This window comes from Scytonema sp. NUACC21, assembly GCF_054684315.1.
This window is the reverse complement of record NZ_BAAFZH010000096.1, coordinates 175,203-188,936: the sequence shown is the minus strand read 5'-3', so window position 1 is coordinate 188,936 and position 13,734 is coordinate 175,203. Positions and strand designations below refer to the sequence as shown.

Annotated in this window: 12 protein-coding genes and 2 pseudogenes; 12 read left to right on the top strand and 2 right to left on the bottom strand. The window is 43.1% G+C overall.

The features are described from left to right. Window positions 1-86: 86 nt before the first annotated feature. Window positions 87-380, bottom strand: a complete 294-nt coding sequence (locus ACYRY3_RS28905) for a WGxxGxxG family protein (RefSeq protein WP_460205117.1) — start codon at window positions 378-380, stop codon at window positions 87-89. 783 nt (window positions 381-1,163) lie between these two features. Here ACYRY3_RS28905 and ACYRY3_RS28900 point away from each other — a divergent pair. From ACYRY3_RS28900 to ACYRY3_RS28875, 6 genes and pseudogenes are all read left to right on the top strand, one after another. Further along, on the top strand, window positions 1,164-1,682 hold the full coding sequence (locus tag ACYRY3_RS28900) for a COP23 domain-containing protein (protein ID WP_460205116.1): 519 nt from the start codon (window positions 1,164-1,166) through the stop codon (window positions 1,680-1,682). An 18-nt stretch (window positions 1,683-1,700) separates the two neighbouring features. Beyond that, window positions 1,701-1,823, top strand: coding sequence for a hypothetical protein (locus ACYRY3_RS28895; protein WP_460205115.1), 123 nt, complete (start codon window positions 1,701-1,703; stop codon window positions 1,821-1,823). A 78-nt stretch (window positions 1,824-1,901) separates the two neighbouring features. Then, window positions 1,902-5,186: a tetratricopeptide repeat protein gene (locus tag ACYRY3_RS28890; RefSeq protein WP_460205114.1), complete on the top strand. Its 3,285-nt coding sequence runs from the start codon at window positions 1,902-1,904 to the stop codon at window positions 5,184-5,186. Between the two features lie 124 nt (window positions 5,187-5,310). Then, window positions 5,311-6,399, top strand: coding sequence for a 3-isopropylmalate dehydrogenase (leuB, locus tag ACYRY3_RS28885; RefSeq protein WP_460205113.1), 1,089 nt, complete (start codon window positions 5,311-5,313; stop codon window positions 6,397-6,399). Window positions 6,400-6,489: 90 nt separating this feature from the next. Next, window positions 6,490-6,750: a hypothetical protein gene (locus ACYRY3_RS28880; RefSeq protein ID WP_460205112.1), complete on the top strand. Its 261-nt coding sequence runs from the start codon at window positions 6,490-6,492 to the stop codon at window positions 6,748-6,750. Window positions 6,751-6,899: 149 nt separating this feature from the next. Further along, window positions 6,900-6,998 (top strand): annotated as a pseudogene (locus tag ACYRY3_RS28875) (prepilin peptidase); the annotation flags it as partial. Here ACYRY3_RS28875 and ACYRY3_RS28870 read toward each other — a convergent pair. After that, window positions 6,998-7,429: pseudogene (locus tag ACYRY3_RS28870) on the bottom strand (ATP-dependent metallopeptidase FtsH/Yme1/Tma family protein); the annotation flags it as partial. The pseudogenes ACYRY3_RS28875 and ACYRY3_RS28870 overlap by 1 nt on opposite strands. Window positions 7,430-7,694: 265 nt before the next feature. Between ACYRY3_RS28870 and ACYRY3_RS28865 the strand changes: the two are divergent. The 6 genes from ACYRY3_RS28865 to ACYRY3_RS28840 all read left to right on the top strand — a co-directional run bounded on the left by ACYRY3_RS28865 (window position 7,695) and on the right by ACYRY3_RS28840 (window position 13,731). Beyond that, entirely contained in the window at window positions 7,695-7,883 is a 189-nt protein-coding gene (locus ACYRY3_RS28865) for a hypothetical protein (RefSeq protein ID WP_460205111.1), read from the top strand. A gap of 136 nt (window positions 7,884-8,019) precedes the next feature. Beyond that, window positions 8,020-9,129 (top strand): AI-2E family transporter, encoded by a 1,110-nt coding sequence (locus ACYRY3_RS28860; protein ID WP_460205110.1) that lies wholly within the window; start codon window positions 8,020-8,022, stop codon window positions 9,127-9,129. Between the two features lie 101 nt (window positions 9,130-9,230). Then, entirely contained in the window at window positions 9,231-9,821 is a 591-nt protein-coding gene (locus ACYRY3_RS28855; protein ID WP_460205109.1) for a cytochrome b, read from the top strand. Window positions 9,822-10,147: 326 nt separating this feature from the next. Then, the gene (locus ACYRY3_RS28850) at window positions 10,148-11,497 is read left to right on the top strand and encodes an APC family permease (protein ID WP_460205108.1); all 1,350 of its coding nucleotides are present in this window, start codon (window positions 10,148-10,150) and stop codon (window positions 11,495-11,497) included. 19 nt (window positions 11,498-11,516) lie between these two features. Continuing rightward, complete coding sequence (locus ACYRY3_RS28845; RefSeq protein ID WP_460205134.1) at window positions 11,517-12,179, top strand: SAM-dependent methyltransferase; 663 nt, start codon at window positions 11,517-11,519, stop codon at window positions 12,177-12,179. A 211-nt stretch (window positions 12,180-12,390) separates the two neighbouring features. Further along, window positions 12,391-13,731 carry an efflux RND transporter periplasmic adaptor subunit gene (locus tag ACYRY3_RS28840; RefSeq protein WP_460205107.1) on the top strand — a complete coding sequence of 447 codons (1,341 nt, stop codon included), beginning with the start codon at window positions 12,391-12,393 and terminating at the stop codon, window positions 13,729-13,731. Window positions 13,732-13,734 lie beyond the last annotated feature (3 nt).

Below are 13,734 nucleotides of genomic sequence, written 5' to 3'. Positions count from 1 at the left end.
TTTCGGGAACCTTAATTAAAACTCAACAGTCATCACCAGAAAGCACCCATCCCCCGTACTTTGGTCGGGGGTTGACTGAAAACTTTTTAGTACCTGGTGCGATCGCTTGAACTTCCTACGACATCGCGGTTTTCGTAACTTACATATTCATCATTATGTTTACGGCTGCGGCGACCCAATAGACCAAACAAACCTAGCAACCCCAGTAAACCCCAATCCCCATCTCGATAATTACCATCAGTGACAGCTGTATCAGTTGTGGTGTCTGTAGCAGTACCATCGGTAGTTGTTTGGGCAGAAGCACTTAAAACTACAGGGAAGGTAGCTAAACTTATAGCTAAAGCGCTCATTCCTAAAACTTGAGAGACTTTAAGTTTCACGTTCTATTCCTCAATTCAATGACTGACTGTAATGATTACAGCTTATTTAGTTTTTTTTGAGCCACAATCAATCTCTAGCTGGAAACCCATGTCTGCTTGAAGTTGCATCTGTCAAACAAGCAATTTACCTAGCAAGAACTATAACTTCTGGAGTATCAATTGCTCAAGATAAATAACCAAAGCCGATGCTTTGGATGGACTGATACCATTTCACGAAGAGGATGATACAAATCGCTAGTGTAGAGACTAAGCATGCTTTGTTCGGACAGAATTTAAATGTATCAAGATTAAAGTGAAATGGTATAAAGCGGCGTCGAATAAAGCTCTTAATCATGAAAAATCGGTATTATTTATTTTTACCTATCTGAAAAATGAAGGCACTTATTTCTAAAAAAAAAGAATTTTTTGATACTAAATTCCCGAAAAATCTTTTGTCTTATTCTGGATTTTGCGTTTTTATCCATCGCCAATCGTAGCGAGCCTAAATCATTCTGGAAAAATCTCTAAGTCTTTTGGGGTAGGCAATGACTGGAATATCTGGGTTTTAGTAACCAAAGTTTAACCTAGGTGTAGTTTCCAAATAAAATAAACTTTCTAGAAAGTATTAAAAAGCACATATTAAATTCATATTTCCTTTTTAACGGAGTTAAGGATTAAAATAATAGTGCAATCATTAATACTCTCTAGTAAGATTTGTTTTATTCCCATTTGAGGCTCAGGATTTGTTGATTTAGATGATGTAGTTAAGAACACTTCTTAAGGAACAGGAAGGATTGCATCACCATGAAAGCCAAACTATTTGCCAATATGCTAGCTGCAAGTGCGATCGCATTGATTAGCATCGCGACAGTGAATCGAACCAGCTATGCTCAAACAACTATGTACTTTTGTGCCTTAAATAAGGATGGCATCCCAACCACATATGCCCGAACTGCAACAGGGAAGAAGATCGCAGTCATTATGTGGGTACGAGATTGGATTCATAAATATTCCCCAAAATCACGTTGTGAACTAGTTTCTGCCCGGTTTCAACAGGCATCACAAGAAGGAGTGCTCAACTATCTCACAACTGGATTTATGAACGGTCAAAAAGTTTTGTGTGCAGCCAGCCGATATGGCGATACTTGCAGCCACTTGCTGCTTACACTAAGACCAGAGGACAATGCCAGCCAGGTTATTGAAAATCTCCGACAAATGGGTTATACCGCCAGCGGACCCATCATTCAATCTGGGGATGCTTCTCCTCACGTGTATGTCGATTTAAATCAACTTCTACGGGAAAAACCTGCGGACATTGAGTAAAATTATGTTGATTTGTTAATGCAAAATTTGTGTAGTTCCCAAGAAGCAGATGGGAAATATACCGAAGACAATCGGCAGTTCCTCGGTCATCCCACTCCCTCACCGCCCCCAATTCATCTATACAGTACTTTGGACGGGTAATGTCTGGCACTTCCGTGACTGCCGTCTCATCACTTGCCCTTGCGGGCTAAGCTAAATAGATTCCGTACAACTTTCTCTATGGGACACGAGCAAATAAATCGACAGTTTCTGGCTTGCATTATCTGGATAAATGCATTATTGGTGTTGCCAGTACAAGGATGCTTGAGTATTTCTGCTCCCACAGTTTTTGCAATACAGCAAGTCTCCAAGTTGTCACCAGAACAATTGCAAAAACTAGCTCAGAACATTACTGTTAAGATTATTTCCGGAGAAAGAGGCGGTTCGGGAATTTTAATTCAGAGGGAAGGGGACTTATATACCGTTTTAACCAGCCAGCACGTTTTAGAAGCAGATAAAACCCATTTTGTATATACACCTGATGGTCAAAGTTATCCAGCCCAAGGAGTTAAGGGAGTAGATTACAATAACCAAGATTTAGTTTTATTACAGTTTCGTGCGAATCGTAACTACGTCATAGCTCCCATAGGAAATTCGTCAACTTTAAAAGAAGGGGATGAAGTTTTCTCTGCTGGATTTCCGTTTGAAGAGGATTCTTCTCAGGCACAACAATTAGTTTTTAGATTGGGGCGTGTCTCCCTGATATTAGGACGTCCTTTAAAAGGAGGTTACCGACTGGGATACACTAATGAAGTTGACAAGGGTATGAGTGGTGGACCAGTGCTTAATAGTCAGGGTAGAGTTGTTGGGATTAATGGTATCCATGCTCAACCTTTATGGGGAGACCCTTACGTATATGAGGATGGTTCTCAGCCAAATGATGCTTTGCGCCAACGCATGAGGAGATCGAGTTGGGGAGTCCCCATTGAGACCTTGGCTTCTCTAGAACCTCCTATTATCCCACCAGAAATTCTACAAGAACAACCCATAACAAATAGATCGACAACTAGATTCACGACTCCAATTGCATCCAGTTTAGTAGACAGAATTGCTAAAGAGATGACGGTGTTAATTGCTTGGTCAAACAGTCATGGATCGGGTGCGATCGTCGCTCAGGAAGGTAACACTTATTACGTTCTGACAGCAGGGCACGTAGTAGGAGGTAAGAAAGACCTTACAGTTGTTACTCACGATAAAAAGCAATACCCTGTCAATATATCCACTGTGAAAACCTGGGAAGGTACGGATTTAGCCCTATTGCAGTTTACTAGCGATCGGGCTTATCCAGTGGGTATTTTGGCTGATTATGACTTGGGAAATGAAGATAGAGTCGTCTTTGTTTCGGGAACCCCTGTATCAAAAGGAACTTTTGGAGAAGTAAGCCGCCAGTTTAGTGTTGGCTTGCTGTATGGAGGGAGTCTCGATCGCGCAAAAGATGCTCGGTCTTTTGCTTTTGGTTATGAATTGGTTTATACCAACTCAACTGACAAAGGTATGAGCGGTAGCCCGGTACTGGATAGTTTGGGTAGAGTTATTGGTATTCACACAGCCGCAGAAGGAGAACCAACCTTAATCAAACAGCAAACAGGGGAGGAACGTGAAATCCAGCTGGGTTACAGTTTGGGTGTACCCATCCGTACCTTCTTGACCTTGATACAGCAAGAAAAAATACGGCTCAATATCAAAAAACAAACTTCTTTACCACCACGATTGAGCGCATCACAATTAGACGAAATCATTACATCTTCTCTCAATTTAGAACCACCAGCCGACCAATCGGATGAATTTGACTGGCTGAGTTATGGCAATAAACTGTTGCGTTCTCAGAAATACGACAAAGCAGTAGAGGCTTTTGATAAAGCAATTCAAATCAAGCCAGATTTTTATCAAGCTTGGTATGCACGGGGAAGGGCGCAGCGTTTACAGGGGAGACACAAGCCAGCATTGGAATCTTTCAACACAGCAACGGCATATAATCCAACTTACGATCCAGCATGGCGCGAACTAGGGGATACACTTTTTGCGTTAAATCGATACGAAGAAGCACGTCAATCTTTGGAAAAGGTGGTTGAACTCAAGCCAGATGAGTTCATGGCTTATCGCGGGCTTTGTAATGTTTTGGGCGAATTGGGAAATTACTCAAAAGCGATTGAGGCTTGCAATCGTGCTATCAAAATTAATTCCCAGCCTTTACAGTATATTCTTCGGGGCGAAATCCATTTAAACATGGGAGATACTCAGCAAGCGATTCAGGATTTCAACGAAGCTTTACGCCTTCAGCCTGACAATCCCTTTGCTTACCGACAGCGAGGTTTGGCTAAAGCTCAAGAAGAAAATTATCAGGGAGCACTGGGAGATTTAAACAAAGCTATTAGCCTCCAACTTGACAATGCCTACGCCTATGTGGATCGAGGCATCATCTACAGTCAGATGGGGAATCAAGTGGCATTCATGGAAGATTTTAACAAAGCGCTGCGTCTTGAGCCTGATTCTCCCTCTATATACAGTCAGAGAGGGCTAGCCCGCTATCATCTCCAAGACTACACCGGAGCGATTGAAGATTACACTGCAGCGATTCGCTTGGCTCCAGAATCAGCTTATATCTATTACAAAAAGCTTGGAGATGTCCGAATAGCACAGAAGGATTATAAAGGAGCGGTTAAAAATTATACAGAATCTTTACGCTTGCAAGCAAACTACGTTCCTGCATATGTTGGCAGGGGAAATGCCCAGGCAGGTATGGGAAACCACCAGGGAATGGTTGAGGACTTTGACCAAGCTTTGCGCCTCCAGCCTGATAATGCGTGGCTTTACAGCTACCGGGGCAATGCTCGATTTCTTTTAAAAGATAACCAAGGCGCAATTGCGGATTACAACAAAGCGATCGCTCTTTTTCCGCAATTGGCATATTTATACTACACCCTCCGGGGTAACGCCCGTCAGGAACAGAAAGATTACAAAGGAGCGATTGCCGATTATGACGAAGCGATTCGCTTGAAGCCCAATTTCGCCCTGGCACACAATAACAGGGGTCTGGCACGTGTTATTCAGGATGGTTATATAGAGACAATCTCAACTTCCAATCCATTTACTGATTCCTACGTTCCTCCCGTACTCTACATTCATCCAGAATTTTCACAGAATACTCAAAAAGATTACGAGCAAGCGATCGATGATTTCACAGAAGCGATTCGCTTGAAGCCAGATCTTGCCCTGGCTTACAATAACCGAGGTTTTGCCCGTTATATTCAGACAGATTACCAAGGAGCGCTGACCGATTACAATCAAGCTATCCGCCTCAATCCCAAAAATGCTTTACTCTACATTAGCCGTGCTTTTGTGCGTCAAGCCCAGAATGACGATCGAGGAGCAAGAGAAGATTTTAACCAAGCGGTTAACTTGAAGCCCGAACTTGCCGAAACTTATAAGGACCAAGGGTTTATGCGTCTTTGGAAGAAAAATTGAAATGACTAATTTGTGACCTAGTTTGCTCTGTAAATTAAAAACATTATTGGTACAATTGCTCGGTATTATATTTAATCTGCAGCAATTGATGCACGATTAAACATTTACCCAGTTAAGACAAACTATGGCACAGCAATACCGCATTACCTTACTCCCTGGCGATGGCATTGGACCTGAAATTATTGCAGTAGCGGTAGACGTGCTGAAAGTCGTAGGGAAAAAATTTGATATTCAGTTTGAATTTCAGGAAGCATTGATTGGTGGTGTTGCCATTGACGCAACGGGGGAACCCTTACCAGCAGCCTCATTAGATACGTGTCGCAATAGTGATGCTGTTCTACTAGCAGCTATTGGTGGTTACAAATGGGATTCCCTACCATCTCATCTTCGTCCAGAAGCAGGTTTATTGGCGTTGCGTTCGGGGTTGGAATTATTTGCCAATTTGCGACCTGCGAAAATAATACCCCAATTGATTGATGCATCGTCTTTAAAACGGGAGGTTGTTGAAGGCGTTGATATTTTGGTGGTGCGCGAACTCACAGGTGGCATTTACTTCGGTAAACCAAAGGGGATTTTTGCCACAGAAACTGGTGAGAAGCGAGGTGTGAATACAATGGCTTACACCGAATCTGAAATCGATCGCATTGGGCGTGTAGCTTTTGAAGCAGCGCGGAAACGTCAGAGCAAACTCTGTTCTGTGGATAAGGCAAATGTATTGGAAGTTTCTCAACTTTGGAGAAGCCACATAACTCAACTAGCCCAAGAGTATCCGGATGTGCAGCTCTCTCATATGTATGTAGATAATGCAGCCATGCAGTTGTTACGCAATCCCAAACAATTTGATACTATCGTCACGGGAAATCTGTTTGGTGATATTCTCTCGGATGCAGCTGCTATGCTCACCGGCAGTATTGGGATGTTACCCTCTGCGAGTTTAGGTGCTTCTGGTCCTGGAGTATTTGAACCCGTCCACGGTTCCGCCCCTGATATTGCAGGACAAGACAAAGCCAATCCCCTAGCGCAGGTTTTAAGCGCTGCAATGATGCTCCGATATGGTTTAAACGAATCGGCAGCAGCAGATTGCCTTGAAAAAGGAGTGTTACAAGTTTTACAAAGAGGTGCTCGCACTGGAGATATAATGTCTCCGGGCATGAATCTCTTGGGTTGTCGCGCTATGGGCGATGCCCTGATTCAAGCTCTCGAAGAAGAGTAACTTTAAAAGCAAGAACTGGAAATTTTGGCAACCGTTGCTGAAACTTTCGGATAAACTATAAGACAAACCTACAACAAGACTCAGTGCGTGGTGTACGCTTTAAAACAAGGACAGGCAAATTACAGCAATCAAAAAAACCAGCCAGCTTTGATAGATCCAACCGTCATTAGAGCCGCTGGGCAAATATACCACACTTACTGTGAGGTACATCCCGAAATGACCGGACAAGCTTCAGGAGTAGCAATTAATCGGTATAATCACAGAGGTAAAGTGATTTTTACTAACCAACCTGTTCTCCTGCCGGATGAGTGTTTTATTCCACTGAATCAAATCGAATCCTATATGTACTAATTAGTTATTGGTCATTGGTCATTGGTCATTGGTCGCAAGTTGAGAGTATAACTTTGGACAACAGGCTCTTTGGGTTAGCCAGTTTCCTACTACGGGGAATCCCCAGGACTGGTCTCACAAAGGACAAATGACAAAGGACAAATGACAAAATGGACATTTTCATCATCCTCCAGGCGAGTTTGATAGTATTCGCCCTAGGTGCTTCTATTGGCAGCTTTATTAATGTTGTAGTTTATAGGCTACCCGCTAAGAAAAAGCCCCAAATACCAAAGAAAATTAACGGTGGGGCAACCCAACTCAGCAAAGTACCAATCCAACCATTTTGGTCGGGTGGTGGTGCGGCAAACTCTACGTGATTGTCGCGCAGAATTTTTGGTAGGTCTAAGTCGAGCGCCACTGGTCTGGTCGCAAGTACCTGTTCGGCGGGTTTACCTTCTGGAGTTTGGGTTTCCAGGACATATTCTATGCTCTCGTTACCCACAATCGCCCGATTCACTTTACCTTGTTGTACCTGAGCGATAAAGTCACTATAGGGAACTTGTGGTAATCTAGGACCAAAAAAACTGGGAACAATAAAGTTAAGCAGTAGAAGAAAAGTCAAAAGTATCAATAAGCTACCACCAAATTGTCTTAGTCTCGGCGGTTTGATTTGACGTTTTTTATCGGTTTCAACTGGCATTTTTCTCTGTTCCCTCCACTTTAAGATTGTTAGTAGGGGCGGGTTTAAGCAATTAGGTTGCTGTATTGTAGTTAGAGAGTACTTTAGTAGCCCCACTCCTACAGCAGTAAGTACGATCGCTAACTACTAACCACCAACTACTAACCACGATGCAAAATATTTTTTCTTGCTCCGCTTGAAACTTATTGTAAAGACTGGATGCTAAACTTCTATTTCGTGTCTTCACCACAAAATAAATGCGAATTGCCGTACTTGTGTCATAACTATGCAAAATCAGCTTATTTTTGTGCTAAAAGTGCTTTTACTCTCGGCTGGGCTCTCTGTCTTGATTAAGTATGCTCTTCCAAATCTACCCATTCCACCCACAGCAACCAATGCCCTGATTATTGTTTTTCTACCAACGGTGATTGTGGGAAGTGTGTTGTTATGGCGATTCCAAAACCAGAATAATTAATAAAAAGCTTCTACGCGGGAATTGCTAGAATCGGCTAACCTATTTGATTATATGACAGCAAACTGTTTTTTGCTAGATACCAAAAAGCTAACTGTTTAAAGGTTACAGCAACTCTTTCAGAGTCGGGAGTCCAGGAGTGAATTTAGGTCAATGGATTGGCTTAATTGCCATAGTTCTTTCATTGTATACTTTGTGGCAGATAAGGGAAGTACTTTTACTGATATTTGCCGCAGTTGTACTGGCAACTACCTTAAATCGGCTGGCTAGACGGTTCCAACGCTCGGGTATTAAGCGTGGAGTTGCTGTATTCTTTTCTGTTAGCATATTTATAGCTGCAATAGTGAGCTTTTTCTGGCTGATTGTGCCACCCTTTGCAGATCAGTTTCAGGAATTGACAAGACAGGTTCCCAGAGGGTTGGGTCTGTTTAATACTTGGTTGGATGAATTGCGAAGCCGCCTTCCCACCCAACTCACTCAATATATACCTGACATTAATACCTTAAGTAGAGAAGCACAACCCATAATCAACCGTGTCGTGGGGAGTTCCTTCGCCTTTGTGTCTGGTTCGCTAGAAGTTCTACTCAAGATTTTGCTAGTGCTTGTTTTAACAGGGATGTTCTTATCTAACCCTTCAGCTTATCGCAAAGTCTTTGTGCGATTGTTTCCTTGTTTTTACAGGCGACGGGTAGATGGCATTTTAGATAAATGTGAAGTCTCTTTGGAGGGATGGGTTACGGGTGCTTTTATTGCCATGAGTGTGGTAGGACTGATGAGCGTTATTGGTTTATCGGTGCTGCGCGTTCGTTCAGCCCTAGCTTTAGGTATTTTAGCAGGATTTTTAAACTTGATTCCCAATCTTGGCCCTACCATGAGTGTAGTTCCAGCAATGGCGATCGCCTTATTGGATGCCCCTTGGAAAGTCGTTGCTGTTTTGATTCTCTACTTTGTCATTCAGCAAATTGAGAGTAATTTTATCACACCTATTGTCATGGAGCAACAAGTGTCGCTGCTTCCAGCGATTACTTTAATCTCCCAGTTGTTTTTTGTCACGTTTTTTGGTTTCTTAGGATTATTTTTAGCACTGCCCCTAACGGTTGTAGCCAAAATTTGGGTACAAGAAGTCCTCATTAAAGATGTTTTAGACCAATGGGCTAAGGAGCCCAAAAGCGAGACTGAGTTTGTGATTGTGTCTGAAAAACCACAAGACGAAGAACTTGGAACAACTTCAGCTGATGATGAAGATTGAATGTGAAAAATTATTCATAAACTTTTCATGACCAATTTATACAGCTTGTAAATACTAAGAAATGTAACACGAGCGGTATATGAGCCACTGAAACCTAGTTTATGAGTACATTACAGCCAGTTAAAACAGGGCTTCCTAGATTTAGAGTTAATTCTGCTTTTAAGCAACTGATGTCCTTGCATTGGACAATGGCAGGATTATATTTAGTGCTATTTATTGGTGGTTCGTTTATGACGCAACTACCTAGAGAAGTATTTTTTAGAAATTTCCTTTATGACTTGCATAAATCTATTGGTGTTCTGACGATGGCTTTATTGACTTTACGGATATTTATTCTGCTGCGTGTGTGGTGGAGCAAATACACAAAACGCTCGCCAAAGATGACTAAGGAATGGTTGAAGACAGTTTCCCTACACACCAGCCTCTACATCTTCATGTGGGCAGTTCCTATCACTGGTTTTTTCCTGTCTAATTCTTATAAAAGTCAGAACGTAAAATTTTTTGGTCTTGTTTTACCAGACATATTTCCGCAAAACTCTGCGATCGTAAGTATAGCAAGAAACTCTCATTTCTGGCTCGCCTACACGTTTTTGACATTCATTCTCTTACATACCGTTGCTCAATGGAAAGTTCTTCGAGCGAACTATAGAAGGTTTCTAAGCTTTCTAAAAACTAGATTTGACAAAATTTAAAAGGTGCGCCGACAGGAACTTAGTTTTTCACGAGAGCAGACCTAGTTTCTCGTATGAAAACTCACTGTAAGACCCGAAGTATAAACAAAACATAAATTTTTTTTCACAAAACATTCACTACGAATTCATACAGCTTAACCATACTTAATAAAGTCTTTGGATGAGTTGGACGGTAAAAAAAGTCCAACGAATCGAAAGTATCGCCCTAGGAGGCTGTAGAGACCAACAGCATACCTTAGAGCGGATTGCAAAATACTCCAACAGCAACTTAAGCTTTAGAATGATTCTTCCCTGCTGATTACCAAAATTTCCAGGCGATTTATTTTATGGTAACAAAAGTATCAGCACCAAAGCCTATGCTTTCAACCATCGATGCAATTGCACTGATCGTTGGCATAGTCATTGGTGCGGGCATCTTTGAGTTTCCGGCTTTCGTAGCACAAAATATGGAAAGTGCAGCGTTTGCACTGCTGGCATGGTTGCTAGGTGGAGTGATGTCCTTGATTGGCGCTCTTTGCTATGCTGAGTTGGCAACTGCCTATCCTAACGCGGGTGGAACTTATTACTACTTAATGCGTGCCTTTGGAAAAATTCCAGCCTTTTTGTTTGCTTGGGCACGGCTAACTGTCATTCAAACTGGTTCCATCGCTTTGCTAGCGTTTGTCTTTGGAAACTACGCTTCTCAATTACTCCGCCTGGGAGACTACTCTGTAGATATTTACGCCGCAGGAGCAGTAGTTTGTCTTACAGGTCTCAACATTCTTGGCGTGCAGCAAGGCAAGCGGACGCAAAATTGGTTGACAGTAGCAACAGTCGTGGGTTTGCTACTTGTGATTGTTGTCGGTATTGTCTTTGCTAAACCAATACCCGCAAATAACTTAATAGCAACTGGTTCCAAGACCATTTGGGGGCAAGCAATGATTTTTGTGCTACTTACCTATGGTGGATGGAACGAAGCTGCTTATATCTCAGCCGAAGTGCGACAAGTAAAGCGCAATATGGTGCGGGTGTTATTAGGCAGTATTGCCATCATTACAGTTATATATCTATTGACTAATTTCGCTTACCTCCAAAGTTTAGGGCTGCAGGGGTTAGCGGAGTCAAAGGCCCCAGCCGCTGATTTGATGCGTCGTGCAGTGGGAGAAAATGCGGCAAGACTCGTAAGTATTTTAGTTGTATTCGCAACTTTGAGTACTGCCAATGCAACCATTTTTACTGGTGCCCGAACTAACTATGCTTTAGGGCAGGACTTTTCCATATTTGGCTTTATGGGACGCTGGCAAGAGCGCGGTAGTACTCCAATTCATGCTTTATTAGTTCAAGGGGCGATTTCCTTGGCGTTGGTATTTTTGGGTGCTTTCACTCGCCAAGGCGTTAAAACAATGGTGGACTACACCACGCCAGTGTTCTGGTTCTTTTTTCTGTTATCTGGAGTGGCACTGATCGTGCTGCGATTTCGAGAGCCAGATGTACCCCGTCCTTTCCGCGTACCTGCTTATCCAGCGACACCATTGCTATTTTGTACCATTTGTGGGTACCTGCTCTATTCGAGCCTAACTTATGCAGCCAGTCTGACCGAGGGGGTTATCGGAGGCAAGCTTGGTGTAGCGGTGCTGTTGTCAGGTATTCCTTTGCTGCTTTTAAACCGCAAACGTTCTACTTCCACAAACATATAAGCGAATGGAGAAAGATAATATGCGATCGCAGCCTTTTTTAAAAGTTTTGTTGACAGCAATAAGTGTAAGTAGCCTAGTGCTGGCTGGTTGCACTGCACAAGAAATGAGTTCTCAAGAACAAGGTGAGACCTCTCCTGCTGCTGTTCCAGTCCAACAGCAGTCTTCTCCCACAACTGAACTAGCACAAAGGCAACCCGATGTGGTCTTTGTACCCACACCTCAAGAGGTTGTAGATAAAATGCTGGAAGTCGCCAAGGTGAATAAAAATGATAAACTCTACGACCTTGGTAGTGGCGACGGACGAATTCCCATCACCGCAGCAAAGAGATATGGTATCCAAGCTATTGGTATCGATATTGACCCAGAACGCATTAAAGAAGCGAATGCAAATGCTCAAAAGGCAGGTGTAACTGACAAGGTGAAATTCCTCCAGCAGGATCTGTTTACAACTGACTTTAGTGATGCAACAGTCATCACCCTCTACCTGCTGCCCGAACTCAATGTCAAGCTGCGATCCCAACTGTTTAAGCAACTTAAACCCGGTACCCGTATCGTATCTCATGCCTTTGACATGGGTGACTGGAAACCGGAAAAAACATTGCAAGTAGATGGTAGAACCATTTACTTCTGGACTATTCCAGCACAAGTACCAGCCAATCTCCAAGGAAACCCTAGAAGTTAATTCGTAATTTATAATTCGTAATTCGCAATCAGGTCACGAATTACGAATTGCAAATTCAGTGAGTCGGCGTGAATAAATAGAAATACGTTACAAAATGTAAATACATCTGAAACCCTTACCAATGACAAATGACGAATGACTAAGGACAGTCCTTACCAGTTACGTTGTTTGTTACCGACCTCCTTATTCGTTATTTTTTAGTATTTAATTTATGAAAACTTTTGAACCCGAAGTCCCAATTACCGATAATTGCTCGGACAACACTGGGCAATTAGAACTGCCTTCTCGTCCTCAAAAGCCTTGGCTTTTGATGTTGTTAGTACTGTTATTGACAACTTCTGGTATTATAATTTGGCGAATGTTTTCTCCTGCATCTGTTGCGCCTAAATCTGTAGCAGCTAAAGCATCACCGCCCCGCCCGGTTGCAGTTGTGAAACTTTCTCCCGGCATTGGAACAAGACGCGTTCAGCTTTTAGGTCAAGTAGAATCCAGCCAACAAGCAACCATTCGGGCTCAAACCAGTGGTGTGATTCGACAAGTTTTGGTACAACCAGGCGATCGTGTCACTCCCGGAATGACTGTAGCTATTTTAGATGATGCCGATCAGCGATTGGCAATTGCACAAGCACAAGCAGAATTGGCACAACAGCGCAGTAACCTTGCCCGACTTGAGGTTGGTACGCGTCCGGAAATCATTGCCCAACGGCAAGCAACACTGCGTTCCGCCACAGCACGCGAGCAAGAAGCCCAAGATAACCTTCAACGTTCAACGGAACTCGTACAACAAGGAGCCCTTGCCAAAAGATTGTTAGTAGAGGCTCAAGCCGCATTGGATAACGCAAGAGGTGAACGGCTTGCAGCACAGGCGGCTCTAGAAGAAGCTAAAGCAGGTCCAATCCGTGAAGAAATTGACGCACAACGGGCAAATGTAGCTGCTGCAACAGCTGCTGTCAATCAGGCTAAACTTGCCCTCCAAAGAACTCGTATTCAAGCACTCTCAGCTGGTGTAGTGCAACAAAGGCTGGTCAGTGCTGGTGATTTAGTGCAGAATGGAGGTCAAATTGTTAGTTTAGTGGCTGGCGATCAACTTGATATCTTTTTAGAATTGCCAGAAGAACTCAGCGGTAGAGTCACACCAGGAACCACCGTGGAATTGACAACTCGGGCTTTGCCTCAGTGGCGGGGGCGCACCCAGATAACAAGTGTAGTTCCAGCAGCAAATACAACATCAAGACGGCAAAGGGTGAGAGTGCGATTGGACAATCCGCCTTCTGGTTTGTTATCGGGTATGGCAGTGACAGGCAATCTGGAAATACCAGCAAATACCCGGAGCTATGTTGTATCCCGTGATGCATTGACAAGACGGCAAAATCAGTGGCTGGTTTTTTCAGTTGCAGATGGAAAAGCCAAACAGCACGAGGTGGAATTGGTTGCTGACATGGGAGAAAAAGTTGCGATTGCCCATCCCCAACTACAAGCAGGGCAACCCATTGTCTTAAAAGGTGGGGACGGTTTAACAGATGGTGCCTCTGTCAAGATAACGGAGCAATAATTT

Coding starts and splice junctions, on each gene's coding strand:
- ACYRY3_RS28900 (WP_460205116.1), top strand. CDS start 1,164: ATGAAAGCCAAACTATTTGCCAATATGCTAGCTGCAAGTGCGATCGCA.
- ACYRY3_RS28895 (WP_460205115.1), top strand. CDS start 1,701: ATGCAAAATTTGTGTAGTTCCCAAGAAGCAGATGGGAAATATACCGAA.
- ACYRY3_RS28890 (WP_460205114.1), top strand. CDS start 1,902: ATGGGACACGAGCAAATAAATCGACAGTTTCTGGCTTGCATTATCTGG.
- leuB (WP_460205113.1), top strand. CDS start 5,311: ATGGCACAGCAATACCGCATTACCTTACTCCCTGGCGATGGCATTGGA.
- ACYRY3_RS28865 (WP_460205111.1), top strand. CDS start 7,695: ATGCAAAATCAGCTTATTTTTGTGCTAAAAGTGCTTTTACTCTCGGCT.
- ACYRY3_RS28855 (WP_460205109.1), top strand. CDS start 9,231: ATGAGTACATTACAGCCAGTTAAAACAGGGCTTCCTAGATTTAGAGTT.
- ACYRY3_RS28850 (WP_460205108.1), top strand. CDS start 10,148: ATGGTAACAAAAGTATCAGCACCAAAGCCTATGCTTTCAACCATCGAT.
- ACYRY3_RS28845 (WP_460205134.1), top strand. CDS start 11,517: ATGCGATCGCAGCCTTTTTTAAAAGTTTTGTTGACAGCAATAAGTGTA.
- ACYRY3_RS28840 (WP_460205107.1), top strand. CDS start 12,391: ATGAAAACTTTTGAACCCGAAGTCCCAATTACCGATAATTGCTCGGAC.